Source organism: Bacillus sp. FSL W8-1202 (assembly GCF_038006165.1).
Classification (GTDB): domain Bacteria; phylum Bacillota; class Bacilli; order Bacillales; family Bacillaceae; genus Bacillus; species Bacillus subtilis.
In genome coordinates this window covers 3,354,979-3,380,624 of the sequence record NZ_JBBOUR010000001.1, presented here as the reverse complement: position 1 = coordinate 3,380,624, position 25,646 = coordinate 3,354,979, and the positions used below count along the sequence as shown (strand labels likewise).

At 44.8% G+C, this 25,646-nt stretch carries 31 protein-coding genes and 1 pseudogene; 24 read left to right on the top strand and 8 right to left on the bottom strand.

Annotated features, from left to right (window positions below; all coding sequences use genetic code 11):
• Positions 1 to 109: 109 nt before the first annotated feature.
• Positions 110 to 946: a pyrroline-5-carboxylate reductase gene (proC, locus tag NSQ09_RS17820; RefSeq protein ID WP_341032236.1), complete on the bottom strand. Its 837-nt coding sequence runs from the start codon at positions 944 to 946 to the stop codon at positions 110 to 112.
• A 403-nt stretch (positions 947 to 1,349) separates the two neighbouring features.
• On the opposite strand from proC, the gene NSQ09_RS17815 reads away from it, so the two are divergent.
• The 5 genes and pseudogenes from NSQ09_RS17815 to NSQ09_RS17795 all read left to right on the top strand — a co-directional run bounded on the left by NSQ09_RS17815 (position 1,350) and on the right by NSQ09_RS17795 (position 5,938).
• Positions 1,350 to 2,309 (top strand): MBL fold metallo-hydrolase, encoded by a 960-nt coding sequence (locus NSQ09_RS17815; protein ID WP_144454017.1) that lies wholly within the window; start codon positions 1,350 to 1,352, stop codon positions 2,307 to 2,309.
• A gap of 5 nt (positions 2,310 to 2,314) precedes the next feature.
• Positions 2,315 to 3,094, top strand: a complete 780-nt coding sequence (locus NSQ09_RS17810; RefSeq protein ID WP_015483409.1) for an SDR family oxidoreductase — start codon at positions 2,315 to 2,317, stop codon at positions 3,092 to 3,094.
• A 75-nt stretch (positions 3,095 to 3,169) separates the two neighbouring features.
• Positions 3,170 to 4,516 (top strand): annotated as a pseudogene (gene dsdA / locus NSQ09_RS17805) (D-serine ammonia-lyase).
• A 71-nt stretch (positions 4,517 to 4,587) separates the two neighbouring features.
• Positions 4,588 to 5,547 carry a type I pantothenate kinase gene (coaA, locus tag NSQ09_RS17800; RefSeq protein ID WP_017695943.1) on the top strand — a complete coding sequence of 320 codons (960 nt, stop codon included), beginning with the start codon at positions 4,588 to 4,590 and terminating at the stop codon, positions 5,545 to 5,547.
• Between the two features lie 4 nt (positions 5,548 to 5,551).
• Positions 5,552 to 5,938, top strand: coding sequence for a VOC family protein (locus NSQ09_RS17795; protein WP_015251763.1), 387 nt, complete (start codon positions 5,552 to 5,554; stop codon positions 5,936 to 5,938).
• On the opposite strand, the gene NSQ09_RS17790 is transcribed toward NSQ09_RS17795, so the two are convergent.
• The 3 genes from NSQ09_RS17790 to NSQ09_RS17780 form a co-directional block, all read right to left on the bottom strand.
• Entirely contained in the window at positions 5,935 to 6,093 is a 159-nt protein-coding gene (locus NSQ09_RS17790; protein WP_164972543.1) for a hypothetical protein, read from the bottom strand. The genes NSQ09_RS17795 and NSQ09_RS17790 overlap by 4 nt on opposite strands.
• Before the next feature lie 29 nt (positions 6,094 to 6,122).
• A complete protein-coding gene (locus NSQ09_RS17785) occupies positions 6,123 to 7,376 on the bottom strand; it encodes an MDR family MFS transporter (RefSeq protein ID WP_095843812.1) in 1,254 nt (417 codons plus the stop codon).
• A 563-nt stretch (positions 7,377 to 7,939) separates the two neighbouring features.
• Positions 7,940 to 8,146, bottom strand: a complete 207-nt coding sequence (locus tag NSQ09_RS17780) for a YqzH family protein (protein ID WP_004398642.1) — start codon at positions 8,144 to 8,146, stop codon at positions 7,940 to 7,942.
• A gap of 164 nt (positions 8,147 to 8,310) precedes the next feature.
• Between NSQ09_RS17780 and NSQ09_RS17775 the strand changes: the two genes are divergently transcribed.
• The 7 genes from NSQ09_RS17775 (at position 8,311) to NSQ09_RS17745 (ending at position 12,489) form a co-directional block, all read left to right on the top strand.
• Positions 8,311 to 9,549, top strand: a complete 1,239-nt coding sequence (locus NSQ09_RS17775) for a DNA polymerase IV (protein ID WP_072692694.1) — start codon at positions 8,311 to 8,313, stop codon at positions 9,547 to 9,549.
• Entirely contained in the window at positions 9,546 to 9,884 is a 339-nt protein-coding gene (locus tag NSQ09_RS17770; RefSeq protein WP_003230403.1) for a YolD-like family protein, read from the top strand. The genes NSQ09_RS17775 and NSQ09_RS17770 overlap by 4 nt, the downstream gene beginning before the upstream one ends.
• Positions 9,885 to 10,068: 184 nt before the next feature.
• Entirely contained in the window at positions 10,069 to 10,539 is a 471-nt protein-coding gene (locus NSQ09_RS17765; protein ID WP_341032229.1) for a GNAT family N-acetyltransferase, read from the top strand.
• Between the two features lie 9 nt (positions 10,540 to 10,548).
• Positions 10,549 to 10,893: an antibiotic biosynthesis monooxygenase family protein gene (locus NSQ09_RS17760; protein WP_072557091.1), complete on the top strand. Its 345-nt coding sequence runs from the start codon at positions 10,549 to 10,551 to the stop codon at positions 10,891 to 10,893.
• On the top strand, positions 10,886 to 11,917 hold the full coding sequence (locus NSQ09_RS17755; RefSeq protein ID WP_116316566.1) for a bifunctional GNAT family N-acetyltransferase/GrpB family protein: 1,032 nt from the start codon (positions 10,886 to 10,888) through the stop codon (positions 11,915 to 11,917). Before NSQ09_RS17760 ends, NSQ09_RS17755 begins: the two co-directional genes overlap by 8 nt.
• Positions 11,914 to 12,237 (top strand): iron-sulfur cluster biosynthesis family protein, encoded by a 324-nt coding sequence (locus NSQ09_RS17750; protein WP_003226552.1) that lies wholly within the window; start codon positions 11,914 to 11,916, stop codon positions 12,235 to 12,237. The genes NSQ09_RS17755 and NSQ09_RS17750 overlap by 4 nt, the downstream gene beginning before the upstream one ends.
• A 12-nt stretch (positions 12,238 to 12,249) precedes the next feature.
• Positions 12,250 to 12,489: a YqkC family protein gene (locus NSQ09_RS17745; protein WP_003230411.1), complete on the top strand. Its 240-nt coding sequence runs from the start codon at positions 12,250 to 12,252 to the stop codon at positions 12,487 to 12,489.
• A 39-nt stretch (positions 12,490 to 12,528) separates the two neighbouring features.
• Here the strand turns inward: NSQ09_RS17745 and NSQ09_RS17740 are convergent, their stop codons facing one another.
• Positions 12,529 to 13,446: an alpha/beta hydrolase gene (locus NSQ09_RS17740; RefSeq protein WP_003230413.1), complete on the bottom strand. Its 918-nt coding sequence runs from the start codon at positions 13,444 to 13,446 to the stop codon at positions 12,529 to 12,531.
• A gap of 159 nt (positions 13,447 to 13,605) precedes the next feature.
• On the opposite strand from NSQ09_RS17740, the gene NSQ09_RS17735 reads away from it, so the two are divergent.
• On the top strand, positions 13,606 to 13,830 hold the full coding sequence (locus tag NSQ09_RS17735; protein WP_003230416.1) for a YqkE family protein: 225 nt from the start codon (positions 13,606 to 13,608) through the stop codon (positions 13,828 to 13,830).
• A 31-nt stretch (positions 13,831 to 13,861) separates the two neighbouring features.
• Here NSQ09_RS17735 and NSQ09_RS17730 read toward each other — a convergent pair whose 3' ends face one another.
• The gene (locus tag NSQ09_RS17730) at positions 13,862 to 14,782 is read right to left on the bottom strand and encodes an aldo/keto reductase (protein ID WP_069964200.1); all 921 of its coding nucleotides are present in this window, start codon (positions 14,780 to 14,782) and stop codon (positions 13,862 to 13,864) included.
• Positions 14,783 to 14,844: 62 nt separating this feature from the next.
• Positions 14,845 to 14,967, bottom strand: coding sequence for a Z-ring formation inhibitor MciZ (gene mciZ / locus NSQ09_RS17725; protein ID WP_003230420.1), 123 nt, complete (start codon positions 14,965 to 14,967; stop codon positions 14,845 to 14,847).
• A 74-nt stretch (positions 14,968 to 15,041) separates the two neighbouring features.
• Between mciZ and nudF the strand changes: the two genes are divergently transcribed.
• Together nudF and NSQ09_RS17715 are read left to right on the top strand one after the other, a co-directional pair.
• Positions 15,042 to 15,599: an ADP-ribose pyrophosphatase gene (nudF, locus tag NSQ09_RS17720; protein ID WP_017695934.1), complete on the top strand. Its 558-nt coding sequence runs from the start codon at positions 15,042 to 15,044 to the stop codon at positions 15,597 to 15,599.
• Entirely contained in the window at positions 15,596 to 16,759 is a 1,164-nt protein-coding gene (locus NSQ09_RS17715; protein ID WP_017695933.1) for a TIGR00375 family protein, read from the top strand. Before nudF ends, NSQ09_RS17715 begins: the two co-directional genes overlap by 4 nt.
• 8 nt (positions 16,760 to 16,767) lie before the next feature.
• Here NSQ09_RS17715 and ansR read toward each other — a convergent pair whose 3' ends face one another.
• On the bottom strand, positions 16,768 to 17,118 hold the full coding sequence (gene ansR / locus NSQ09_RS17710) for an HTH-type transcriptional regulator AnsR (protein WP_017695932.1): 351 nt from the start codon (positions 17,116 to 17,118) through the stop codon (positions 16,768 to 16,770).
• Positions 17,119 to 17,299: 181 nt separating this feature from the next.
• Here ansR and ansA point away from each other — a divergent pair, with 181 nt between their 5' ends.
• From ansA to xerD, 9 genes are all read left to right on the top strand, one after another.
• A complete protein-coding gene (ansA, locus tag NSQ09_RS17705) occupies positions 17,300 to 18,289 on the top strand; it encodes an asparaginase (RefSeq protein WP_004399032.1) in 990 nt (329 codons plus the stop codon).
• A 44-nt stretch (positions 18,290 to 18,333) separates the two neighbouring features.
• Positions 18,334 to 19,761, top strand: coding sequence for an aspartate ammonia-lyase (aspA, locus tag NSQ09_RS17700; protein WP_014477246.1), 1,428 nt, complete (start codon positions 18,334 to 18,336; stop codon positions 19,759 to 19,761).
• Between the two features lie 140 nt (positions 19,762 to 19,901).
• On the top strand, positions 19,902 to 21,308 hold the full coding sequence (mleN, locus tag NSQ09_RS17695) for a malate-H+/Na+-lactate antiporter MleN (protein WP_003230432.1): 1,407 nt from the start codon (positions 19,902 to 19,904) through the stop codon (positions 21,306 to 21,308).
• A gap of 17 nt (positions 21,309 to 21,325) precedes the next feature.
• Positions 21,326 to 22,645 (top strand): NAD-dependent malic enzyme, encoded by a 1,320-nt coding sequence (locus tag NSQ09_RS17690; RefSeq protein ID WP_004398731.1) that lies wholly within the window; start codon positions 21,326 to 21,328, stop codon positions 22,643 to 22,645.
• A gap of 99 nt (positions 22,646 to 22,744) precedes the next feature.
• Entirely contained in the window at positions 22,745 to 22,960 is a 216-nt protein-coding gene (locus tag NSQ09_RS17685) for a hypothetical protein (RefSeq protein ID WP_015714209.1), read from the top strand.
• A gap of 100 nt (positions 22,961 to 23,060) precedes the next feature.
• Positions 23,061 to 23,705: a stage II sporulation protein M gene (spoIIM, locus tag NSQ09_RS17680; protein WP_004398593.1), complete on the top strand. Its 645-nt coding sequence runs from the start codon at positions 23,061 to 23,063 to the stop codon at positions 23,703 to 23,705.
• A gap of 112 nt (positions 23,706 to 23,817) precedes the next feature.
• Positions 23,818 to 24,267, top strand: coding sequence for a ferric iron uptake transcriptional regulator (fur, locus tag NSQ09_RS17675; protein WP_003223972.1), 450 nt, complete (start codon positions 23,818 to 23,820; stop codon positions 24,265 to 24,267).
• Between the two features lie 124 nt (positions 24,268 to 24,391).
• Positions 24,392 to 24,619 (top strand): YqzK family protein, encoded by a 228-nt coding sequence (locus NSQ09_RS17670; RefSeq protein ID WP_014477240.1) that lies wholly within the window; start codon positions 24,392 to 24,394, stop codon positions 24,617 to 24,619.
• Positions 24,620 to 24,626: 7 nt separating this feature from the next.
• A complete protein-coding gene (gene xerD / locus NSQ09_RS17665) occupies positions 24,627 to 25,517 on the top strand; it encodes a site-specific tyrosine recombinase XerD (protein WP_004398985.1) in 891 nt (296 codons plus the stop codon).
• The last annotated feature ends 129 nt before the right edge of the window (positions 25,518 to 25,646 follow it).

The window sequence follows — 25,646 nt, the reverse complement described above, 5'->3', positions numbered from 1 at the left end:
TTTCTTTTATTTTATTACAGAAGAATGGATATTTTAAGGAAAAATAAAGGCTGACGAGATTTTCTCGACAGCCTGAGAAGGCACAGTGCCTTCTGTTTTTGTCTTACATCTAAGAATGTCTCTCTAAGGCGGCAACGGCAAACTGTTCTTTGATTTCTGCGCTCCGTTTAGCTGTTTCTTCAATACAGTGAATAATTGCTTCTTCAAAGCGGGAGTCCTGTAAAGCGCGAAGACCTGCCTCTGTAGTGCCCCCAGGACTGGTGATTTCTTTACGCAGCTTTTCCGGCTGTTTGCCGCTTTGAAGGAGCATATCTGTTGCCCCTGCCATTGTCTGCAAAATGAGTGCTTTTGCCGTTTCTTTATCTAATCCTACTTTTTGTGCCGCTTTTTCCATCGCCTCAATATAACGATACACATAGGCCGGGCCGCTGCCTGCGATTGCAGTGACAGCGTCAAGATCTCGCTCCTCAACCAGTGTTGCATCACCGATTGTTTTCAATAGAGCTTTTGCGGCACTAATATCATTCTTGCTTGCTTCAGCGCTTACGGAAAATCCGGTTGCTGATTTTCTGATTGCCGCTGATGTATTAGGCATGACGCGAATGACCGCGAGCTTTCTGCCAAAATAATGCTGAATGGTTTCGATGGTAAGGCCTGCAAGTACTGAAATGACAAGCTGGTCCTTGATATACGGCCGGATGCTGTCGATGCTTTCCGCCGCGTCTTTCGGTTTGAAAGCGAGGATAATGATATCGGTGTGAGTGAAAAACTCATTTTTATCTCTGCATGGACGCACGCCGTACGTTTCCTTTAATTCAATCAGACGCTCGTCATTTGAGCGATTTGTAATATAGATATGTTCTGGTTTTGTGATGCCGCTTTGCAAAATGCCGTTGATCATTGCTTCTGCCATTGACCCGGCGCCGACAAATCCTATCTTTTTCATTGATATCCTCCTTCTATCAGAACAACAAAAAACCTTTTCATCACGTAAAGGACGAAAAGGTTCGCGGTACCACCCTCATTAGCACAAATTGTGCTCAGCTCAAATCCCGTAACGCGGGAAACGTTTAGGTTTTCCTAACCGCGACTTGAGGGCAGGTTCTACAAACAAGCGGGCCGCAACACCTTTCAGCCGGGGGTATCGCTCTCTTAGGCCATTGCCTTGTATACTATTCCTCGTCATAGCGTTCCAATGGTTCTCGTTTTAGTTTGTTGTTCATTATGCAATGGCGGATAAGCTAATGTCAATAGCTTTTTCAAAAAGGTTTGTTCTCATTCTGCAATAATGACACAAGACCGAGAAAAAGCTAAAATATGAATAATGAATGAAGACAAGGAGCGAAAGGATGACAACTGAAGATGTAATTGCGATCCGCGTCCCGACGCCGTTTGCTGTCGGCGATGTTATCGTTTACCTCGTAAAAGGTGATGCACTGACACTTATCGATGCCGGGCTGAATACAAAAGAGGCTGCCAGAGCCCTACAAGAGCAGCTTGCCGCTGTAAATGTGAAAATGTCAGATATCGAGCAGGTTGTACTGACTCACCATCATGCTGATCATGCAGGCTTGCTTGATGTCTTTTCAGATGAAATCGAAGTGATTGGGCATACATTCAACGAACCTTATATCAGCCGAGATCAAGCCTTTATGGATTGGCAAAAACGTTTTTTTCAAAAGCTGCTGCCTGAATTAGGCGTTCCATTTGATACGGGGAAGGCGGAAAAGCTGATTCGATCAGCGTACGCATTTTCCTGTACGAGATCTCTGACAAAAACAATCAGAGAAGGTATGGGCATAGATGGGCTTGAGGGCTGGTCCGTGTTGGAGATGCCTGGACATGCTGAATCGCATATCGTTCTGTTCCATGAAAAAAGCGGAAGGATGCTTGGCGGCGATCTACTGCTGGCAAACAGCTCGTCTAATCCGATTTTGGAAGCGCCGAAAGCGGGGGACGTCAGGTCAAAGCCTTTAGTCGATTATCAGCGGTCATTGCGAAGGCTGTCTCAACTTGATCCAACAATCGTATTTCCTGGTCACGGCGAGCCTATCACCAGTGTACAAGCGCTGATTGAGAAGCGTTTTGACAAGCAGAGGAACAGGACGGAGGATGTGCGTCGCATGCTGGATGAAAAGCCGATGACCGCTTTTCAGGTCTGTCAGCAGCTTTTTCCTGCTGTATATGAAAAGGAATTGTTTTTAACGATGTCAGAAACGGCAGGTCACCTTGATGTGTTGGAGGCTGAAGAAGCCATCACGTCATATTGGGAAGGAAATACCGCATACTTTAAAACAATGAAGAGGTGAAATGGGTGAAACATATAGCGGGAAAAAGGATTTGGATAACCGGCGCTTCAGGAGGGCTTGGTGAAAGAATCGCATACTTATGCGCGGCTGAAGGAGCCCATGTCCTTCTGTCGGCTAGACGCGAGGATCGTTTGATAGAAATCAAAAGGAAAATAACCGAGGAATGGAGCGGACAGTGTGAGATTTTTCCTCTGGATGTCGGCCGCCTAGAGGATATCGCCCGGGTCCGCGATCAGATCGGCTCGGTTGATGTACTGATTAACAATGCAGGCTTCGGTATATTTGAAACGGTTTTAGACTCTACATTGGATGACATGAAAGCGATGTTTGATGTGAATGTCTTCGGCCTGATCGCCTGTACAAAAGCGGTGCTTCCGCAGATGCTTGAGCAAAAAAAGGGACATATCATCAATATCGCCTCTCAAGCGGGGAAAATCGCAACACCGAAGTCTAGCCTGTATTCCGCGACCAAACATGCCGTGTTAGGTTACTCAAACGCTTTGCGGATGGAGCTTTCGGGAACCGGCATTTATGTGACAACAGTCAACCCGGGCCCGATTCAGACGGACTTTTTTTCCATTGCTGATAAAGGCGGGGACTACGCCAAAAATGTCGGCCGCTGGATGCTTGATCCTGATGACGTGGCAGCTCAAATTACAGCTGCAATTTTTACGAAAAAGCGGGAGATCAATCTTCCGCGTTTAATGAATGCCGGCACTAAGCTGTATCAGCTGTTTCCAGCTCTTGTAGAAAAGCTGGCAGGACGCGCGCTCATGAAAAAATAATGATAGAACTGCCTGTGGTGGAGTGGCTTGTTTCTCACGGGGCAGTTTTTGATAGTGGAAGGGAGAGATTGTTGAATGTCAGTTCATTCAGAAGTCCTTCATGCTCTGCTTAAAGATCCGTTTATTCAGAAACTGATTGATGCAGAGCCTGTATTCTGGGCAAATTCAGGCAAGAAAGAGGGGCCATTACCCCGTGCAGATGAGTGGGCAACCGAGATAGCGGAAGCGGAAAAAAGAATGCAGCGGTTTGCACCTTACATTGCCGAGGTGTTTCCTGAGACGAAAGGCGCTAAAGGAATCATCGAGTCTCCGCTTTTTGAGGTGCAGCATATGAAGGGAAAGCTGGAAGCGGCATATCAGCAGCCATTTCCCGGAAGATGGCTTTTAAAGTGCGACCATGAGCTTCCGATTTCAGGATCGATTAAAGCGAGGGGCGGGATTTATGAAGTGTTAAAGCATGCTGAAAATCTCGCGCTTCAAGAAGGAATGCTTCAGGAAACCGATGATTACCGCATCTTACAGGAAGAGCGGTTTACCGGGTTTTTCTCCCGCTATTCGATTGCTGTCGGTTCGACAGGAAATCTAGGTTTAAGCATCGGCATCATCGGCGCGGCACTCGGCTTTCGCGTGACAGTGCATATGTCCGCCGATGCTAAGCAGTGGAAAAAGGATCTCTTCCGTCAAAAGGGAGTCACTGTTATGGAGTACGAAACAGATTACAGCGAAGCGGTGAACGAAGGGAGACGGCAGGCGGAACATGATCCATTCTGTTATTTTATTGATGATGAACATTCTCGACAGCTGTTCTTAGGATATGCTGTTGCTGCAAGCCGATTAAAAACGCAGCTTGACTGTATGAATATAAAGCCAAGTCTTGAGACGCCCTTGTTTGTGTATCTGCCGTGCGGAGTCGGCGGAGGACCGGGCGGTGTAGCATTTGGGCTGAAGCTTTTATACGGAGATGATGTTCATGTGTTTTTCGCAGAACCAACTCATTCACCTTGTATGCTGTTAGGGCTTTATTAAGGACTTCACGAAAAGATCTCCGTCCAGGATATCGGCCTGGATAATCAGACTGCTGCTGACGGACTTGCCGTAGGGAGGCCGTCAGGATTTGTCGGCAAGCTGATTGAACCGCTTCTGAGCGGCTGTTATACGGTAGAGGACAATACGCTTTATACTTTGCTTCATATGCTGGCTGTATCTGAAGATAAATATTTAGAGCCCTCTGCTCTTGCCGGCATGTTCGGGCCGGTTCAGCTTTTTACGACAGAAGAGGGAAGGCACTATGCTCAGAAATATAAGATGGAACATGCCGTACATGTCGTCTGGGGAACGGGAGGAAGCATGGTTCCAAAAGATGAAATGGCTGCGTATAACCGAATCGGTGCTGATTTGCTAAAAAAACGAAATGAAAAATAAGCAGACAGTGAAAAGGTTTTCCGTTACAATCTTTGTAAGGGTTTTAACCTACAGAGAGTCAGGTGTAAACAGTGAAAAATAAAGAACTTAACCTACATACTTTATATACACAGCACAATCGGGAGTCTTGGTCTGGTTTTGGGGGGCATTTGTCGATTGCTGTATCTGAAGAAGAGGCAAAAGCTGTGGAAGGATTGAATGATTATCTATCTGTTGAAGAAGTGGAGACGATCTATATTCCGCTTGTTCGCTTGCTTCATTTACATGTCAAGTCTGCGGCTGAACGCAATAAGCATGTCAATGTTTTTTTGAAGCACCCACATTCAGCCAAAATTCCGTTTATTATCGGCATTGCCGGCAGTGTCGCAGTCGGAAAAAGCACGACGGCGCGGATCTTGCAGAAGCTGCTTTCGCGTTTGCCTGACCGTCCAAAAGTGAGCCTTATCACGACAGATGGTTTTTTATTTCCTACTGCCGAGCTGAAAAAGAAAAATATGATGTCAAGAAAAGGATTTCCTGAAAGCTATGATGTAAAGGCGCTGCTCGAATTTTTGAATGACTTAAAATCAGGAAAGGACAGCGTAAAGGCCCCGGTGTATTCCCATCTAACCTATGACCGCGAGGAAGGTGTGTTCGAGGTTGTAGAACAGGCGGATATTGTGATTATTGAAGGCATTAATGTTCTTCAGTCGCCCACCTTGGAGGATGACCGGGAAAACCAGCGTATTTTTGTTTCCGATTTCTTTGATTTTTCGATTTATGTGGATGCGGAGGAAAGCCGGATTTTCACTTGGTATTTAGAGCGTTTTCGCCTGCTTCGGGAAACAGCTTTTCAAAATCCTGATTCATATTTTCATAAATTTAAAGACTTGTCCGATCAGGAGGCTGACGAGATGGCAGCCTCGATTTGGGAGAGTGTCAACCGGCCGAATTTATATGAAAATATTTTGCCGACTAAATTCAGGTCAGATCTCATTTTGCGTAAGGGAGACGGGCATAAGGTCGAGGAAGTGCTGGTAAGGAGGGTATGAAATTGTGCATCATATCGAACTGTATGTCTCTGATTTGGAGGCGTCTAGGCGGTTTTGGGGCTGGTTCTTAAAAGAACTTGGCTTTAAAGAGTATCAAAAATGGAGCTCAGGCATCAGCTGGAAGAAAGATCGTTTTTACCTAGTGATTGTGCAGGCGAAAGAGTCATTTCTAGAGCCGAAATACCATAGATGCCGAGTCGGTCTGAACCATCTCGCATTTCATGCTGAATCCAAGCTTCAAGTCGATCAGATGACTGAAAAATTGACGGCAAAAGGTTATCGTGTGTTGTACCGAGACAGGCATCCTTTTGCCGGAGGAGACGGGCATTATGCAGTCTTTTGTGAGGATCCAGACCGGATTAAGGTAGAGCTCGTTGCCCCAAGCTGTTAATCGTGATCTTCGGACATGCTGTTCAGCTTTTTCTCAATGCGATCCAGCTGCGCCTTTCGGTTTTTCGCATACTTGAAGCCTGTAACAGCCGCAAAGACGACAGCAGCAAATATAATAAATACAAACAGCTGAAACATCACATCACCTATATTCATGTTCTTCACCTCATGTTTGCGGGAGAGATTCATTCTCTTCCGTTTTTTATGTAAAGCGGCTTTTCCAGACGGGAACGGTGTTTTGTGGTCTCCATTTTCATTTGCCGATAGGCGAACGCTAAAAATGGCAGGCCGAGCAGGGTAATGCCGCTCAGGACAGAAAAAATATAAATCGGCCGGCCAGCGCCAAACAGGTCTATACATATCCCCCCGACCCAAGGGCCGATGACGTTTCCGAGCTGTGAAAAACCGATTGCCCCGAAATAAGTGCCTTTTAATCCTGGTTTTGCAATCTGGTCTACATACAAATCCATCATAGAGAATAAAAGCACTTCGCCGATTGTAAATGTGATGACAATCATCACAATTGATGGAACACCGTGTGATACGGTGAAAATGGCCATGCTGATGCTAACCATCACATTACCGAGCATCAGAGAACAAAGCGGCGAAAACCGTTTTGCAAAATGGACAATGGGAAATTGCGTCGCCAACACAACGATTGCGTTTAATGTCAGCATCAGCCCATACAGCTTCGTTCCATTGCCGATCAAGGGGTTCTGCGCCATATACTGAGGGAATGTGGAACTGAATTGTGAGTAGCCGAAGGTGCATAGCGTAATGCCGACCAAAGCAATGGTAAAAAGATAATCCTTTTGCGTGACCATAAACGCTTCCCGCACGCTCATATTTCGGGACTGGGCTGGTGCTGATAAGGGTGGATGTTTTTTAAATTGGAGGGCAAGCACAATTCCGTATAGTCCGTAAATGACTGCAGGCACCAAAAAGGGCGTAGTCGATTGCGATGAGCCGAAATATAGGCCAAGCACAGGTCCGAAGACAACGCCGATATTAATAGCCGCATAGCGTAAATTAAAAACTAGCAGTCTCGTTTTTTCTTCTGTCATATCAGACAGCAAGGCCTTTGAAGCGGGCTCAAACAGTGATTTGCAAAGACCGTTTAATGCGTTTACTACAAAAAACACCCAGAGATTAGATGCTGCCGCAAAGCCTGCAAATACCAGCATCCATCCGAAAATCGATACAAGCATCATGTTTTTTCTGCCGAATTTATCTGAGATATATCCGCCGTAAAAGCTTGCGAGGATGCCGACTGATGAGCTCGCGGCAATGACCAGCCCTGCATAGGAAGCTGATGCGCCTTGGACGGCTGTCAAATAAATCGCTAAAAAAGGAATGCTCATCGATGTTGCCATTCTGCCGAAAATGGTTCCGATTATAATTGTCCAGCTGATCGGGTGGATATCTTTCCATTTCTTCATGAATTATATTCTCTCCTGTATGTAAGATCTTCCTCTATCATATATGAAAAAATTTCCTTCTCCAATAGATCATTCAAAATATTTCGTTTTTGACATGTAGTATGCCTGATTGTATGGATGGCAATATACTATGCGTTGAGGATGCGTGTGGCTGACGGAGTTTACATTTTGAAATTGAAGGTGATGACAGAAGGAAAATGACGGGATGTCCGATGAAAAGCAAAGCGATTGGTCAGTGAGGGTGTGTTAGTTTAAGCCCCCAAGACGTGGATCATATTGGCAGTGAAACCGGCTATGAGATCAAGATGTACGCTGAAAACCGGCATGGACCGCATGACAGAACAAGAGAGCACATCTCTTCGAAAAAGTGTATACGCGGGATCATGGACAGCTTATTCCGTTTTGCGCGAGTTCTGAGGGGGAATTTTACGCCAGGCCATATGAATCTATGGAGCGTGAGAAAATCCTGCTTTTTTCTGTAAGCCTGAGACTATTTATTTGTTTCAGGCGGTGTTTTCAAAGGGAAGCCGCATCAGCGGCTGAAAGAACTGACAGTCATGCGTTTAAGAGAACAGGCCTTGGTTTGTGACATAGTCATAAATGATATCTTCTATATGCGCATGCAAATCCTCATCCGGTTCTTCATTCCGTCTCTCTTGTAGAGCCGCTTTCAGGCTTTGTTTTTCATACGGGCTTAACGGATCTATAGCAACGTTTCTGCCGTATTGACGCAATGCCTGTCCCAGCATTTTTTCGACAAATTTCTCCATCATGACTCTCCTATCCTTATGCTTCACTTTTATTCTACTAAATGTTTTTCTTCTCTCAAACCCTTGGATCATATTTTCTGTCAGACAAGAATCATTTACCAGTATAAAACGAACATACTTTCGCATATAATGAGAACGAACATAAGTTCTTTTTAGAGGTGTGTATGATGAAAGAAAAAGTGATTTTTCTCGTTGACATGCAATCGTTTTATGCATCTGTAGAGAAAGCGGAAAATCCACATTTGAAAAATAAGCCTGTCATTGTTTCGGGTGACCCTGAAAAAAGGGGCGGAGTCGTATTGGCTGCCTGCCCGCTGGCGAAACAAAAAGGTGTGGTGAATGCTTCACGGCTGTGGGAGGCGCAGGAAAAGTGTCCTGAGGCTGTTGTGCTCCGGCCGCGTATGCAGCGGTATATTGATGTATCACTGCAAATTACGGCCATTCTCGAGGAGTATACAGACCTTGTGGAGCCTTATTCTATCGATGAACAGTTCATGGACATTACAGGCAGCCAGAAGCTGTTTGGGACGCCGATGGAGATCGCGAAAAGCATTCAGGGCAGAATCATGCGGGAGATCGGCGTTTATGCACGGGTCGGAATCGGCCCTAACAAAGCGCTGGCCAAAATTGCGTGTGACAATTTTGCCAAAAAGAATACGAACGGTATTTTTACCTTAACGAAAGAAAATATGAAAACCGAAATGTGGCCGCTCCCGGTGGGCAGCATGTTTGGCGTCGGGAGCCGCATGAAGCATCATTTAAATCGAATGGGCATCAGCACGATCGGCGGGCTCGCGGCTTTTCCGCTCGATCTTTTAAAAAAGAAATGGGGCATTAACGGCCACGTGCTGTGGATGACGGCAAACGGAATCGACTATTCCCCTGTGTCAACTTCGTCTCTGGACGGGCAAAAGGCGATAGGCCATGGAATGACTCTCCCGAGAGACTACGAACACTTTGACAAAGAAATCAAGGTCGTATTGCTTGAGCTGAGTGAAGAAGTGTGCAGGCGAAGCCGAAACGCCGGGGTCATGGGGCAGACGGTGTCAGTGAGCTGCCGGGGTGCTGATTTTGATTGGCCGACGGGCTTCAACCGGCAAGTGAAGCTGGCAGAGCCGACTAATTCTACTCAGGATGTATATGAGGCTGTACGCCGGCTGTTTCTTACATTTTGGGACGGGAAACCTGTCCGCCGCCTCGGTGTCAATCTGTCTCAGCTCTCATCTGATGACATATGGCAGCTCAATTTATTTCAGGATTATGCAAAGAAAATGAGCCTAGGCTATGTGATGGACGGCATTAAAAATCGATTCGGCGACACAGCAATCATCAGGGCGGCGTCACTGACAGCGGCAGGCCAGGCATTTGAACGTGCGGCTAAAATAGGGGGGCATTATAAATGAACGATCATTTAAAAAGGGGCAACCTGCTGTGGGAAGGGAGCAGGATGTTTCTGCCGGAACATAAGCAAAGCCTGCTGGAGAGAAAGCGGCTTAAACAGAAGCTGCAAAAGCCGATCCTTGACCCCGATAAGCTGGAAGAGATGAATCAAACGCTTTGCGCCGCGATGGAGTTCGCTCAGGATATCACTGTCAGCTGCTTTCAGGACGGTGAGATTGTCCGCTGCACCGGGAAGATCTGCCGGTATGAAGAGTTTGAAAAAGCAGTATGGATAAAAGGAGACGAGGATCAGCTTTATAAGCTGAGACTTGATCAAGTGCTTGATATTGTGCTGTAAAGTCTCTCCTCCTGCTTGGGGGAGAAATAGGCTAAAATGATGAAACATTGTTCCCTCGGCAGTCTGGAAACGTATGATAAAGGAAAGAAGGCATTTACAATTCCAGCCAGGCAAAATATAATTTTTATATTGTGAGAAAAAGAGCTGACATTCGTTTTGCCAGACGGAGGGAGATCAAATCGTAATGGATATTCGAACAATCACGTCTTCAGATTATGAAATGGTAACGTCTGTACTGAATGAATGGTGGGGCGGCAGACAGCTGAAAGAAAAATTGCCGAGACTATTTTTTGAGCATTTTCAGGACACAAGCTTTATTACATCCGAAGATAACAGCATGACGGGATTTTTAATCGGATTTCAATCGCAATCGGATCCTGAAACGGCGTACATTCATTTTTCCGGTGTGCATCCAGATTTCAGAAAAATGCAAATTGGGAAACAATTGTATGATGTATTTATCGAAACAGTAAAACAAAGAGGCTGCACCCGGGTGAAGTGCGTCACTTCACCTGCGAATAAGGTATCAATCGCATATCACACAAAATTGGGGTTTGATATTGAAAAGGGCACCAAGCCGGTAAATGGCATCTCAGTGTTTGCAAACTATGATGGCCCGGGCCAAGACAGGGTACTGTTTGTCAAAAACATATGAGGGGGGAATATAATGGATTTTTTATCAAAAACACCTGAGCCTCCTTACTATGCAGTCATTTTTTCTTCTGTCAAAAGCGAAAATGACACAGGATATGGAGAAACAGCGGAGCGGATGGTATCGCTTGCGGCGGATCAGCCTGGATTTTTAGGCGTGGAAAGCGTACGTGAAGCGGATGGAAGGGGCATCACAGTTTCCTATTGGGACAGTATGGACGCAATTAACCATTGGAAGCATCACACTGAACATCAAGCAGCAAAAGAAAAAGGAAAAAGCGTTTGGTACGAGTCGTATGCAGTCCGCGTCGCAAAAATCGAAAGACAGCGGCTGTTTCAGGAGAACACGAATGATTGAATTTCTCCAGCATAAGGAAGACACTATAGCGCGTGAGATTTTAGCCGTACAGATCCCCGCCTACATAAAGGAAACAGAGATTATCGGTTTTGACGGTATTCCCGCTTTACAAGAGAAGGTGAAGGATATTCAAGCATCCCATGAGCGGTTTGCGGGATATCGGAAAAACGGCAAGCTGATCGGTGTCATTTCATATGAGAAAAACATGCATCATCTCACCATTTGCAGGCTTGTTGTGCATCCTGACGGTTTCAGAAAAGGAATTGGACGAGCGCTTCTGCAATTTGTCATTGATCATAATGAAGACGCTGAGAAAATCGAAGTAGTCACAGCCGAGAACAATACCCCGGCCGTGTCACTCTATACACAGGCTGGATTCCAAAAGGCAGAAACCGTCAAAGCAGCGCAGGGTCTATTGCTGTCGGTCTTTCATTTGTATCCGAAAAGAAAAGTTGAGGTCATTCTCTACAACGAAAAATGGGCAGAATGTTTCGATGAAGAAAAAGAACGGCTGAAACTTGTGTTCGGGCCGGAGATTATCGCTGTTCATCACATCGGAAGCACATCGATACCGAACATGGCAGCGAAGCCAATCATTGATATGTTAATTGAAGTCAGAAGCATTGAAGCCGTGAGCCAATTTGATGAACAAATGAAGGCTAACGGCTATACACCAAAAGGTGAGAACGGCATAGCGGGCAGGCGTTATTTCCAAAAGGGCGGAAATAAACGCACTCATCATGTCCATATGTACGAACAGGGAAACCCTGCTATTGAAAGGCATCTGTTATTCAGAGATTATCTCAGATCTCATCCAAACATAGCGAAAGAATACGCAGTTCTCAAAAAACGGCTGGCGGCCCAGCATCCTGACAGCATCAATCAGTACATACAAGGGAAAGATGAGTGGATCAAGACTGCAGAAGAAAATGCGAAGCGGTGGAAAAAAGGCAGAAACAATGCGAATGGCAGTGTTGTATGCTACAATAGCGAAAATGATGAAAACGGGGGTTTCACCTTATGAACATACATGTGACAGATGCAGCAAAACAGGCACTGCAGCAGGCGTTTGACGCCAACCCGGGGAAAAAAGCCCAGCTTCGTTACGATGCAGAAGGATGCGGCTGCGCGGTAAGCGGTGTCCCGACAATCTGGCTGGCAGAAGAATTAACGGGACAGTGCGAGCAGCTGGAAACGAACGGCATTCCGCTGTATATCCAATCGTCACAAAAAGTGTTTTTTGACGATCAAATGACGATCGATTACAATGAAAAAGCCAAAACATTGGCGCTGAAAAGCCCGGCTGAAATGCTCAGCCCCAGAATGAGCATATTAGTAAAGTAGGAGACGCGAAACGTGGAACAAAAGCTGAAGGCAATGAAGAACACAGCACAAAATAAAACGTGGGTATCCTTCCTGAATCAAAACCATCCCTATACCTTGCTTCACTGGTCAATCGGAGGAGCAGAGTCCATCAAGAAAGATGTCTGGCTATTGCAGGATGAAATGACCTTCGAGACGCAGGAGTTTACAACGATAGATCTTGCGATTGAATGGATCAGAGAAAATATGGATGGCATTACCGACGTTCTGTAACATAAAAAAGCGAAAGAGCCGAAGAGGCCTTTCGCTTTTTTATTCTGTTGAATCATTCATGTTGTCTAAAAACTCCTGCACTGTTTTTCGGTACGTATCCCGATTTTTGGTATATGACATGGCGTGTTCACCGTTCTCGGCAATGTACAGCGCTTTCGGCCCGCGTTTCTTTTCATAAAGCCGCTCGGTTGAAGAAACAGGAATGTAGTCATCATCCTTACTGTGAATAAAGAGGACCGGCTTTTCGATTTTATCAATGACAGCAAGCGGAGATACTTCGCGTGCGCGATAGCCGCCTCTCAGCTTCAAAAAGAAGTCGGCGATAGGAAGCAGGGGCCAAGACGGGAGCCTGTATTCCGCTCTCAGCCGGTAGGCAAGCTGTTCATCAAAACATGCGAACGGACAATCGGCAATATAAAAATCAGCGCCATCGCTGCAGTGTGCACCAGCGTAAAGCAGGGCGGTCACAGCTCCCATCGACTCACCGTGAATTCCGATCAATCCGCGATGATTTGTTTTGTTTTTGAGCCAGCTGACAACCTTATTGAGATCATCCTTTTCGTAAAACCCGTAGCTGGTCGTCTTTCCGCCGCTTTGGCCATGCCGGCGGTGGTCATAAATGAGCACATTCCAGCCGAGATCAAGAAATAAATGCATATACTTAAGAGAATTCAGCACATTCATGGTTACCCCGTGGCAGATGATGATGGTATTTGGTGTGTCATGCGGTGCGACATGGTATCCTTTTATGTCGTACCCGTAAGCGGAGGGTATCACAAAAGCGGTTTTCTCCATTTGTTCAAATGATTCAAACACATCATGTCCGTTGTCTGTCTCTCTTTTGATAATGTCTTCATCCGTTTTTTTCTTGATGAATAGAATCATATTTGAAAAAACAATTCCGATTGCGATGACAGCTGTTACGAGAGCGCCAATGGCCAAAAGGATTTTCTTCAAAAGTCACAGCACCTTTCAACTAAATATAGGTAATTCGTGTTTAAAATCATTATACCTAAACACCGCTCCGCTGAGAAAGTGACCAGAAGAGAGTCTGCTTGTTCAGTGTATATGCTCCGTGATAAACTGTCTTCAAAACAAAACATGGGGGAAGTCTGAATGAAAAAACAAAAATCCGCTGACAAACACCAGCTAAAAGACGGCCTTCAATCCGATATCAAAGCAAAGCTTATGGAGATGAAGAGCCAATTGAAGGAAGAGGATGAAAAGAGGCAGGAAAGAGAAAAAGCAGAACAGATCAGAAAGAAAAAAGAGATCGAAAAAAATAAGAGCTTTGAAGAACTCCTAAATGAAAGCCAAATGGATTGGCATCAATATAAATAAACCAGCACCCGTACAAGTGCTGGTTTTTCTGCTATGAGCGATGAGCTTTGTAAATGTCTTGTTTCGTATGAGATTGGAGCGCTTTGATTTCCTCCTCGGTTAAACGCCGTGCATTTGCTGCCTGAATATTTTCCCGTAACTGCTCAATCTTACTGGCGCCTGTAATCACTGAAGCGACAGCCGGCTGTGCTAGCAGATACTGCAGCGACTTTTCTGTCATGGAAAGATCGGGAGCCACTTCCTCCATTGCCTTGCGGGCATTTGTCAGTTCCTCGAATGAATAGGACAAGTACCCGTTTTGTTTCATACTGTCTGAAGCTTGATCAAGCGGTTTTTCAGTTAAGAGCCCTTTGGCAACAGGACCTCTGGCGACTACGCTGATTTGATGTTCCTCTAAAAGCGGGAGCCATTCCTCAGGGCGTCTGTCAAACAGGCTGAATTGCATCATAATGCTGACGATGTTTGATTTTTTTACATATTCTTTCATCACATTCGGGCGGATGGAAGAAATGCCGTAGTATCGGATGACACCTTCTTGTTTTAATTCCTCAAACGCTTCAATCGTTTCATCAATGTTGTCCTCTATCGTGCCGCCGTGGAGCTGATAAAGGTCGATATAATCTGTTTTCAGCCGTGTAAGGCTCTTTTTTACCGCCTCTTTTATGTAAGCTTTTGAAGGGTCCCAATACCAGCCCTCGCTTCCGTCATTCCAACGGTTTCCCGCTTTTGTTGCCAGAATAATATCCTGGCGTCTGTTTTGGATCGCATCACCGACAATTTCTTCATTGCGTCCCCGATCATACAAATCCGCTGTGTCCAAATAGTTGATGCCAAGCTCGATCGCTTCATCCAAAATGGACAATGCTTTGTTTTTTTCAGTTCCAAGAGACATACAGCCGAGTCCGACTTCACTAATGTCTAAATCAGATGTACCCAATTTGCGCTTTCTCATGTGCACACTCCTTTTTTAGGCTTTGTATTGACCGTAATATAAAGGAGCTAAAGTTTCAACTTTTATGGCTTTGAGATCCAATCTTTCACATATTGAAATGTGCGTCCATACTCTTTTAACTTCGCCCGAATTTCCCATGCTTTTCCGACTAAGACAACACCTTTTGGCATGCGGTGCACTTTCACGAAGAAGCCCCCTTTTGCTCTAGTATGATAAAATGTATGGGGCATCATATAGAGACAGAACGGGAGATGAAGAAATGAAATCATTAGAAGAAAAAACAATTGCCAAAGAACAGATCTTTTCGGGTAAAGTCATTGATCTTTATGTCGAGGATGTAGAGCTGCCAAACGGCAAAGCCAGTAAACGTGAAATTGTGAAACACCCTGGAGCTGTAGCGGTACTAGCCGTCACAGATGAAGGGAAAATCATCATGGTCAAACAATTCCGTAAGCCGCTTGAGCGGACGATCGTTGAAATTCCGGCCGGTAAGCTTGAAAAAGGTGAGGAGCCGGAGTATACGGCACTTCGGGAACTTGAAGAGGAAACCGGTTATACAGCAAAAAAACTGACAAAAATAACTGCGTTTTATACATCACCCGGATTTGCAGATGAAATTGTTCACGTTTTTCTTGCTGAGGAGCTTTCTGTGCTTGAAGAAAAACGGGAGCTTGATGAGGACGAGTTTGTTGAAGTGATGGAGGTGACGCTTGAAGATGCGCTAAAGCTGATTGAATCGCGTGAAGTATACGATGCTAAAACAGCCTACGCCATTCAGTATCTTCAGCTGAAAGAAGCGCTCCAAGCACAAAAATGAAAAAGATTTACGCGGATTTGCACATTCATATCGGCCGGACCTTTACAGGAAGGGCTGTCAAAATAACAGGTGCCAAAACATTAACGCTGGACAGAATATTGGTTGAAGCCAGTGAACATAAAGGAATTGAACTCCTCGGCATTATCGACTGTCATTCTCCGGAAGTCATTCTAGAGCTTGAGGAAGGCATTTCATCTGGAAAATATCGCGAGCTTGACGGGGGAGGAATCCGTTATCGCAGCACGACTCTTTTATTGGGGAGCGAACTGGAGATTTATGATGAAGCCTGCAGCGGACCGATCCATGTGCTCGTATTTATGCCGACGCTGGCTGCTATGAAACAGTTTTCAAACTGGCTGTCAGCCCGGCTGAAAAATATTCATTTAAGCTCGCAGCGGATTTATGAAACGGGCTTAAACCTGCAAAAAAAAGTGCAGGATATGGGCGGCCTGTTTATCCCCGCTCATATCTTTACGCCGCATAAAAGCTTATATGGAAAAGGGGTTAAATCAAGCTTAACTGAGGTTTTTGATCCATCTATGATAGACGCGGTGGAGCTTGGATTAAGCTGTGATACAGACATGGCATCACACGTATCGCAATTGAATCCGTATCCTTTTTTAACAAATTCTGATGCGCATTCGTTGGGGAAAATCGGCAGAGAATATAATGAACTATATGTGCAGTCAGCTGATTTTACTGAATTTGCTCTTGCATTAAAGGGACAAGATGACAGGAAAATTATCGCAAATTACGGATTGGACCCGTTATTGGGGAAATATTATCAGACCGCTTGCGAAGCGTGCGGAGAGCCTGCTGTAAGCGGGGAAACAGCGTGCGCGAATTGCGGAAATGCCAGATTTACCAAAGGAGTCAGCGAAAGATTACGTGAATTGAGTGATCAGCTTGAAGATCGCGTCCCGCGTCCGCGATATGTACATCAGATCCCGCTGCAATTTGTTCCGGGTGTAGGCCCGAAAACGCTGGACAAACTAAAAAAAGCCTTCGGAACAGAAATGGCTGTTCTTCATGAGGCTGCAGAAGAAGATTTGGCTCGCGTTGTCCCGCCGAAAACCGCGGCGCTTATCGTAAAAGCGAGATCCGGAAAATTGGAATTGAAAGCCGGAGGAGGAGGAACCTACGGTAAAATTAAACCGTGAGCTAAAGATTAACTCAGTTCCTCCTGTACTTTTCTTTTTGTGCGTATAAAGGTAATCAGCTGGATGATTTCATCTTCACTCAGCGGCTTGCCATCAACAGAAATGGTAAAGTCAAGGCTGCTCCACGTGGCCAATTCTATGGCCTGAGGAGCAGTCTGCTTTTGTTTCTCGCGGCCTAAAAGTTCATCGCAGGTTGTGTCAAAGAGGTCAGCCAGCATGGCAAGCGCTTCAAGTGAAGGCCGTCGGTAGCCTGACTCGTAGCCGGCATATGTGCTTTTTGCGATACCGAGAAGGTCAGCTGTATATTGAAGCGACCAATTTTTCTTTTTTCTCAATTCAGTTAAACGATCTAGATTCATGAACTTCCGCTCCTTTTTCACCTTGAGCTGATTATATCATATAGGTATTAGGAAGTGTACGCGAATTGAATAATAATGTCTTGCGTATTTTATTTTCCGTGTCTATAATTGCATTAAAAGTATGCGAAAAGCGAATACCTTCTCGCAACCCATCTTTAGATACAGTGAAGAGGTGCATGGTATGAAAAAATTATTGATGTTGACAACTGGGGGAACGATTGCTTCAGTTGAAGGGGAAAATGGGCTGGCTCCCGGAGTCAAGGCTGATGAATTATTAAGTTACGTATCAAAACTTGATAACGATTACACAATGGAAACTCAGTCGCTTATGAATATAGACAGCACCAATATGCAGCCTGAATACTGGGTGGAAATAGCGGAAGCCGTTAAGGAAAATTATGATGCCTATGACGGGTTTGTTATTACTCACGGTACAGATACAATGGCCTATACATCTGCAGCACTATCGTATATGCTGCAGCATGCCAAAAAGCCGATTGTCATCACCGGCTCGCAGATTCCGATCACGTTCCAAAAAACCGATGCCAAAAAAAATATTACAGATGCCATTCGATTTGCCTGTGAAGGCGTGGGCGGCGTTTATGTTGTATTTGACGGCAGAGTCATTCAGGGAACGCGTGCGATCAAATTAAGAACGAAAAGCTACGACGCATTTGAAAGCATCAATTACCCATATATCGCTTTTATCAATGAAGACGGGATCGAATACAACAAACAAGTAACGGAACCTGAGAACGACACCTTCACAGTTGACACTTCACTATGCACAGATGTATGTCTGCTGAAGCTGCATCCAGGCTTAAAGCCCGAAATGTTTGATGCCCTGAAAAGCATGTACAAAGGAATTGTCATTGAGAGTTATGGCAGCGGAGGGGTGCCGTTTGAAGGCAGAGACATTTTGTCAAAAGTGAATGAGCTGATCGAAAGCGGCATTGTCGTGGTCATTACGACTCAATGTCTTGAAGAAGGCGAAGACATGAGCATTTACGAAGTTGGCCGCAGAGTCAACCAAGACTTAATTATCCGATCAAGAAATATGAACACAGAAGCGATTGTGCCAAAATTGATGTGGGCGCTAGGTCAGTCTTCGGATCTTCCTGTCGTCAAGAGAATTATGGAAACGCCGATAGCTGATGACGTTGTCCTGTAAAATGTATAAACGATAACCAGCAAAGAGAAAGAAGGTTAAAGATTATGTTAAACGGCCAAAAAGAATATCGCGTGGAAAAAGACTTCCTTGGGGAAAAACAAATTGAGGCAGATGTTTATTACGGAATTCAGACGCTCCGTGCTTCTGAAAATTTCCCGATCACAGGATACAAAATCCATGAGGAAATGATTAACGCACTGGCGATTGTGAAAAAAGCTGCGGCTCTTGCCAACATGGACGTGAAACGGCTGTATGAAGGAATTGGCCAAGCTATCGTACAAGCCGCTGACGAGATTCTCGAAGGCAAGTGGCACGATCAGTTTATCGTCGATCCGATTCAGGGCGGTGCCGGAACTTCTATGAACATGAACGCGAATGAGGTTATCGGAAACCGGGCGCTTGAAATCATGGGACATAAAAAGGGAGATTATATCCATTTAAGTCCAAACACACATGTGAACATGTCACAGTCTACGAACGATGTGTTTCCGACTGCTATTCATATTTCCACATTGAAGCTCTTAGAAAAACTGCTGAAAACAATGGAAGATATGCATAGCGTGTTTAAGCAAAAAGCACAGGAGTTTGACTCTGTTATTAAAATGGGCCGGACACACCTTCAAGATGCGGTTCCGATCCGTCTTGGCCAGGAATTCGAAGCTTACAGCCGTGTTCTCGAGCGTGATATCAAACGAATCAAGCAATCGCGCCAGCACCTGTATGAAGTCAACATGGGCGCAACTGCTGTTGGTACAGGGCTGAACGCTGATCCTGAATATATCAAACAGGTAGTAAAGCACCTTGCTGATATTAGCGGGCTTCCTCTTGTCGGCGCTGACCATCTTGTTGATGCGACACAAAATACAGATGCCTATACAGAGGTATCAGCTTCATTAAAAGTCTGCATGATGAACATGTCGAAGATCGCAAACGACCTGCGCTTAATGGCGTCGGGACCGCGCGCCGGACTTGCGGAAATTTCTCTGCCTGCACGTCAGCCGGGTTCATCTATTATGCCGGGGAAAGTCAATCCGGTTATGGCGGAGCTGATCAACCAAATTGCGTTCCAGGTTATCGGAAACGACAATACAATCTGCCTTGCTTCAGAAGCCGGCCAGCTTGAGTTGAACGTCATGGAGCCCGTGCTTGTCTTTAATTTGCTTCAATCCATCAGCATCATGAACAACGGCTTCCGTTCGTTCACTGACAACTGCTTAAAAGGCATTGAAGCCAACGAAAAGCGGTTGAAGCAATACGTAGAAAAAAGCGCAGGCGTGATCACAGCTGTCAATCCGCATCTTGGGTATGAAGCGGCAGCTAGAATTGCCAGGGAAGCAATTATGACAGGGCAATCTGTCCGGGATCTTTGCCTGCAGCATGATGTGCTGACTGAAGAAGAATTGGATATTATTTTAAACCCATATGAGATGACCAAACCAGGTATCGCGGGGAAAGAACTATTAGAAAAATAAAATTTGAACAAAATACAGCTTATTCATCTCCGAATAGTCGGATGAATAAGCTGTTTACAACATAGGGATGAGGAAGTATAGTATACGTGTTGCACTATATATTGAAAGCGTTTTAGCTTTTACATGAAGGGGGACTTCTTTTGAAGGATGTAAGATTGCCAACACTATTTGAAATTATTATTGTACTAGGAGTATTTTTAGCACTTGTTCTATCGTTTACAGTCTTTCTCGACTTGCCGATACAGCTGGCGCTTTTTGTTTCATGGTTTATTGCAATGCTTTTAGGTATAAGACTCGGTTATTCTTATAAAGATTTACAAAATGCGATTGTACATGGGATATCAAATGGCCTTGAAGCCGTACTGATTCTCGTTTCAGTTGGGGCGCTCATCGGAACATGGATTGCCGGAGGCGTTGTGCCGACTTTGATTTATTACGGACTGGAATTTATTCACCCAAGTATCTTTTTACTGGCAACGTTAATTATTTGTTCCATTATGTCTGTGGCAACAGGAACGTCATGGGGAACAGTCGGAACTGCCGGCATTGCCATGATCGCAATTGGAGAGGGTTTAGGCATTCCGCTTCCTCTAGTAGCGGGAGCTATTCTTTCAGGTGCTTATTTTGGGGACAAGCTGTCTCCGCTGTCTGACAGTACAGTTCTAGCTTCTTCACTATCAAAAGTCGATGTATTGGCTCACGTGAGAGCAATGCTTTATTTATCAATACCTGCTTATGTCATTACAGCTATACTCTTTACAGTTGTTGGATTTATGTACGGCGGGAAAAATATTGATCTTGATAAAGTTGAATTCTTAAAATCATCTTTGCAAAACACGTTTGACATTCATATTTGGATGCTGATCCCGGCAGTTCTCGTCATAGTCTTATTGGCGATGAAAAAGCCATCTATGCCGGTTATCGTAATTGGCGCTTTACTCGGTGCAATCTGGGCTGTTGTTTTCCAAGGAATGGATATTGCTCATGCGATTGCAACTGCGTACAACGGCTTCTCTATTAAAACTGATGTTGAATTTTTGAACGGCTTGTTAAACCGCGGTGGAATTGTCGGTATGCTTGATTCTCTCGTCGTCATCATCTTTGGCCTTGGTTTTGGCGGTCTGCTTGAGAAACTCGGCGTGTTAAAAGTCATTGTTTCAACGTTTGAAAAGAAATTAACTTCAGCCGGCAATGTCACATTGTCTACACTGATCGTAGCGTTTTTAGCAAACATCTTCGGCTGTGCGATGTATGTATCTCTTATTTTGACTCCGAAAATTATGGAAGACAGCTATGATCGCTTACATCTGGACAGAAGAGTGTTATCACGTAACTCAGAGGTCGGGGGAACATTGACTTCGGGGATGGTTCCTTGGTCTGATAATGGAATTTACATGGCTGGTATTTTAGGTGTTTCTACCTTCTCTTATCTGCCGTTTATGTGGCTCAGTTTTGTAGCAATAGGTCTTGCAATTATCTATGGTTATACAGGAAAATTTATATGGTATACGAAAAACAATACAGTTAAAGCCGAAAAACTAGGCTAATAGGGGAGGATCACTGAATGATAGCGAAACACATGATTCGGACACTGATGATCGAAACGCCTTCGGTTCCCGGAAATCTTGGAAGGGTGGCTACGGCAATCGGCCTTCTGGGCGGAGATATTGGTGAAGTGGAGACGGTAAAAGTCGGACCCAATTACACAATGCGGAATATTACCGTTCAAGTGGAGAATGAAGAACAGCTTCAGGAAGTGATCGCGGCTGTACAGGCCCTCGGAGAAGGGATCAGGCTTCACACCGTATCTGATGAAGTCCTGTCCGCACATGAAGGCGGAAAAATCCAAATGAAAAGCAAAATGCCGATCCGTTCACTGGCAGAGCTGGGACGTGTCTATACACCAGGTGTTGCAGACGTGTGCCGACTGATCGAAAAAGAACCTGAAAAAGCTTCTATTTATACAACGATCAGCAATTCTGTTGCAATTGTAACAGATGGAACCGCAATTTTAGGCCTTGGGAATATCGGCTCTGTGGCTGGCATGCCTGTCATGGAAGGAAAGGCTGCTTTATTTGATCAGCTGGCGGGTATTAGCGGCATTCCGATACTGCTTGATACGAGTGATCCTGAAGAAATCATCAAAACAGTAAAACATATTTCTCCGGGCTTTAGCGGCATCCTTCTTGAGGATATCGGTTCGCCGCATTGTTTTGAAATCGAGGATCGCCTAAAAGAGGAGCTGAACATCCCTGTTATGCACGATGACCAGCATGGTACAGCTGTAGTGACGCTGGCAGCTGCCATCTCGGCATGCAGGAGTGCGGGGGTTGACCTGAAGGAAGCGAAAGTGGGGCAAATCGGCCTTGGCGCAGCAGGCGTGGCCATCTGCCGGATGTTCATGGCTTATGGTGTGAATGCTGTATACGGAACAGACAAATCAGAGTCAGCAATGAACCGTCTCGAACAATACGGCGGACAGGCAGTTTCCAGTATTGAGGAGCTCATGGAAACATGTGATATTGTCATTGCTACAACGGGCGTTCCGGGTTTAATAAAACCGGCATTTGTACGTTCTGGTCAAGTAATTTTGGCTTTATCGAATCCGAAGCCGGAAATTGAGCCGGAGGCCGCGCTGCAGGCTGGCGCCGCATATGCAGCTGACGGGCGTTCTGTTAATAATGTACTCGGTTTTCCGGGGATTTTTAGAGGAGCGCTTAACGCAAAAAGCACGGAGATTAATCATGATATGCTTGTCGCAGCAGCAGAGGCCATCGCAGCTTGCACTAAACAAGGTGATGTTGTCCCTCAGCCGCTTGATTCAAAAGTCCATCATGCGGTAGCAGCAGCTGTCGAGCATGCAGCTCTTACAGCAGTGAAATAAATGTAGCTAAACAGCACCTGTCGTAGCAGGTGCTGTTTTTTTCTTATCATTGTTCAATTTTGTTATCATTACTATGAAAATAAAAAAGGGAGTGATCACATGGCAAAAAGCCAAGCGAAAAAGAAGCGGGGGCATCGATTGAGAAACGGCGGACGTGACGTCTTATTATCAAGAGGCAGCACACCATCTTTCAGCACACATGAAAGAATGACAAAAAGCAAAAAAGAGATTTTGAATAAACGGAAGCATAAGAATCCTTATGATCATACAGCAGTTGATGATAAGGATTTTTTTGTGCCCCAAAAAGCCGCCTAGCATTCATCTCTATCGTTTCTTTTTGAAAAAGGGCATGTTTTTCCGTTTCTTTCATACAATCTATTAAATCAAATCACTAGAACGGGCGGGAGGAAACGGTATGCGAAAAATCTCTTATAAGGACATGTTTCTCAGGCATGTCAAAGATCATCTCTCTCTTTATATATTTGTGTCAGTGCTGTTTTTCATGGGTGTCATCTTTGGCGCGATTATTGTCAACAGTATGACCATCAGCCAGAAAGAAGATTTATACTACTACTTAAGTCAATTTTTTGGACAGCTTTCGGATGGAAAACAGGCAAGTTCAGCTGATATGTTTGGGCAAAGTATCTTTCATAATGCAAAGTATTTAGGCCTGATGTGGATACTGGGAATTTCCGTCATTGGGATGCCGATTATTTTCATTATGATCTTTCTGAAAGGGATCGTCGTCGGCTTTACTGTCGGGTTCCTAGTCAATCAGATGGGAGTAAGCGGGTTTTTCCTATCATTTGTCTCCGTTTTGCCGCAAAATGTGCTGCTGATTCCGGCTTATCTCATTATGGGCACATGTGCAATTGCGTTTTCTTTAAAGTTAATCAGACAGCTGTTCGTGAAACGAAGCCTGCATGACGCGCCGATTCAATGGTTCGGGCGGTATGCCTTTGTGCTGCTGGTCATTCTGTTTTTAGCGCTGATTTCATCTCTCTTTGAAGCATACTTATCTCCTGTTTTAATGGAAAAGCTTACATCTAGACTTTTTTAAAATTATTATTAAAAGAAAACCATTTTATTTATCAGTTTATAATAATTATAGTTGGAACTCTGCGCGTATTTTGTTATAATGAGTCATGGAATGCGGCGTAGGAGGGAAAGACATGGAAAACCGTATTGATCGTATTAAGAAACAACTGCACTCATCCAGCTATAAACTTACGCCACAGCGTGAAGCGACAGTAAGAGTGCTGCTTGAAAACGAAGAAGACCATTTAAGCGCAGAAGATGTATACCTCCTCGTAAAAGAGAAATCTCCTGAGATCGGTCTCGCTACAGTATACCGTACGCTTGAATTATTAACTGAATTAAAAGTCGTAGATAAAATTAACTTTGGAGACGGTGTGTCCCGTTACGACCTTCGGAAAGAGGGAGCAGCTCACTTTCATCACCACTTGGTGTGCATGGAGTGCGGAGCCGTTGATGAAATTGAAGAAGATTTGCTTGAAGACGTGGAAGAAATCATTGAACGTGATTGGAAATTTAAGATTAAAGATCATAGATTGACGTTTCACGGCATTTGCCACCGCTGTAACGGAAAAGAAACTGAATAGACGGTGCCGAGCGCGAACCTTTTCTCATAGGGAAAGGGTTTTTTGCTGTTTCTATGTATAAAACCTTTCTGATTTGGCATATGGTTTATATAACTGGAACCATAGGGAAAGGATCGATTAGGACATGGGAAGATTCCTGAAAACAGCTGTCGATGCATTGAAAGTTTTCATCCTGTTTACCGGTTTTACCGCTTTGTTCTATTATGCTATGATATGGGTGAATCAAGAGTATGAAAACTATCATCGGTATGATAAACCGGAAGGCTCCGCTGTAAAAGTTGTTGAAATGGATCAGGATGAAAAAGGCGGATGGCTCGACCGGTTGATCTTTTTTTACCAAAACGGGGAGTAGATCAAGAGTGAAAGATCAAATAAAGGATTTCATCCACTACGTCATGGTAGAGAGAGGGCTCTCTCAAAATACGATCGTATCCTATGAACGTGACTTGAAAAGCTATTCTCTCTACTTAACAGAAACCCTTCATGTGACGGATTGGAATCACGTTACCCGCATACATATTATCCAATACTTAAAGCATTTGAAGGACTCGGGGAAATCCGGCAAGACATCGGCGCGGCATTTGGCATCCATTCGCTCTTTTCATCAATTTCTGCTCAGGGAAAAAGTAACGGATAAGGACCCTTCCGTTCATATCGAAACACAAAAGACGGAACGGGCGCTTCCGAAGGTGCTCGCGCTCAATGAAGTCGAGCGGTTATTGGACACGCCTAAGCTGACGAGCCCTTTCGGATATCGGGATAAAGCAATGCTGGAGCTGCTTTATGCGACAGGCATACGAGTCAGTGAAATGATTGAATTGAAAACGGCTGATGTTCATTTATCTATGGGGTTTATCCGATGCTTCGGCAAAGGAAGAAAAGAACGGATTGTGCCAATCGGTGAAGCCGCTGCTTCAGCCATTGAGGAATATATGACAAAAGCCAGGGGAAAACTGTTAAAAAATAATGTATCTGACGCCCTCTTTTTAAATCATCACGGCAAACAGATCAGCCGCCAGGGATTTTGGAAGAACCTGAAAAAAATCGCGTTGGAAGCCGGCATTAAGAAAGAGCTGACTCCGCATACACTCAGGCATTCCTTTGCGACGCATCTGCTTGAGAACGGGGCAGATTTAAGAGCGGTGCAGGAAATGCTCGGTCATGCGGATATATCCACGACGCAAATTTATACGCATGTGACGAAAACAAGGCTGAAGGATGTGTACAAGCAGTTTCATCCGCGAGCATAGCCGCAGGTGGCTGCGGCTTTTTTGTTTAGAGCGACAGAAAATATTGAAGTTTCTCATTATTTCCAAATACATTGTCAACGGGAATGAAAACGATTTATACTTGAGTTGTCAGACCTCTTAGCGATACAA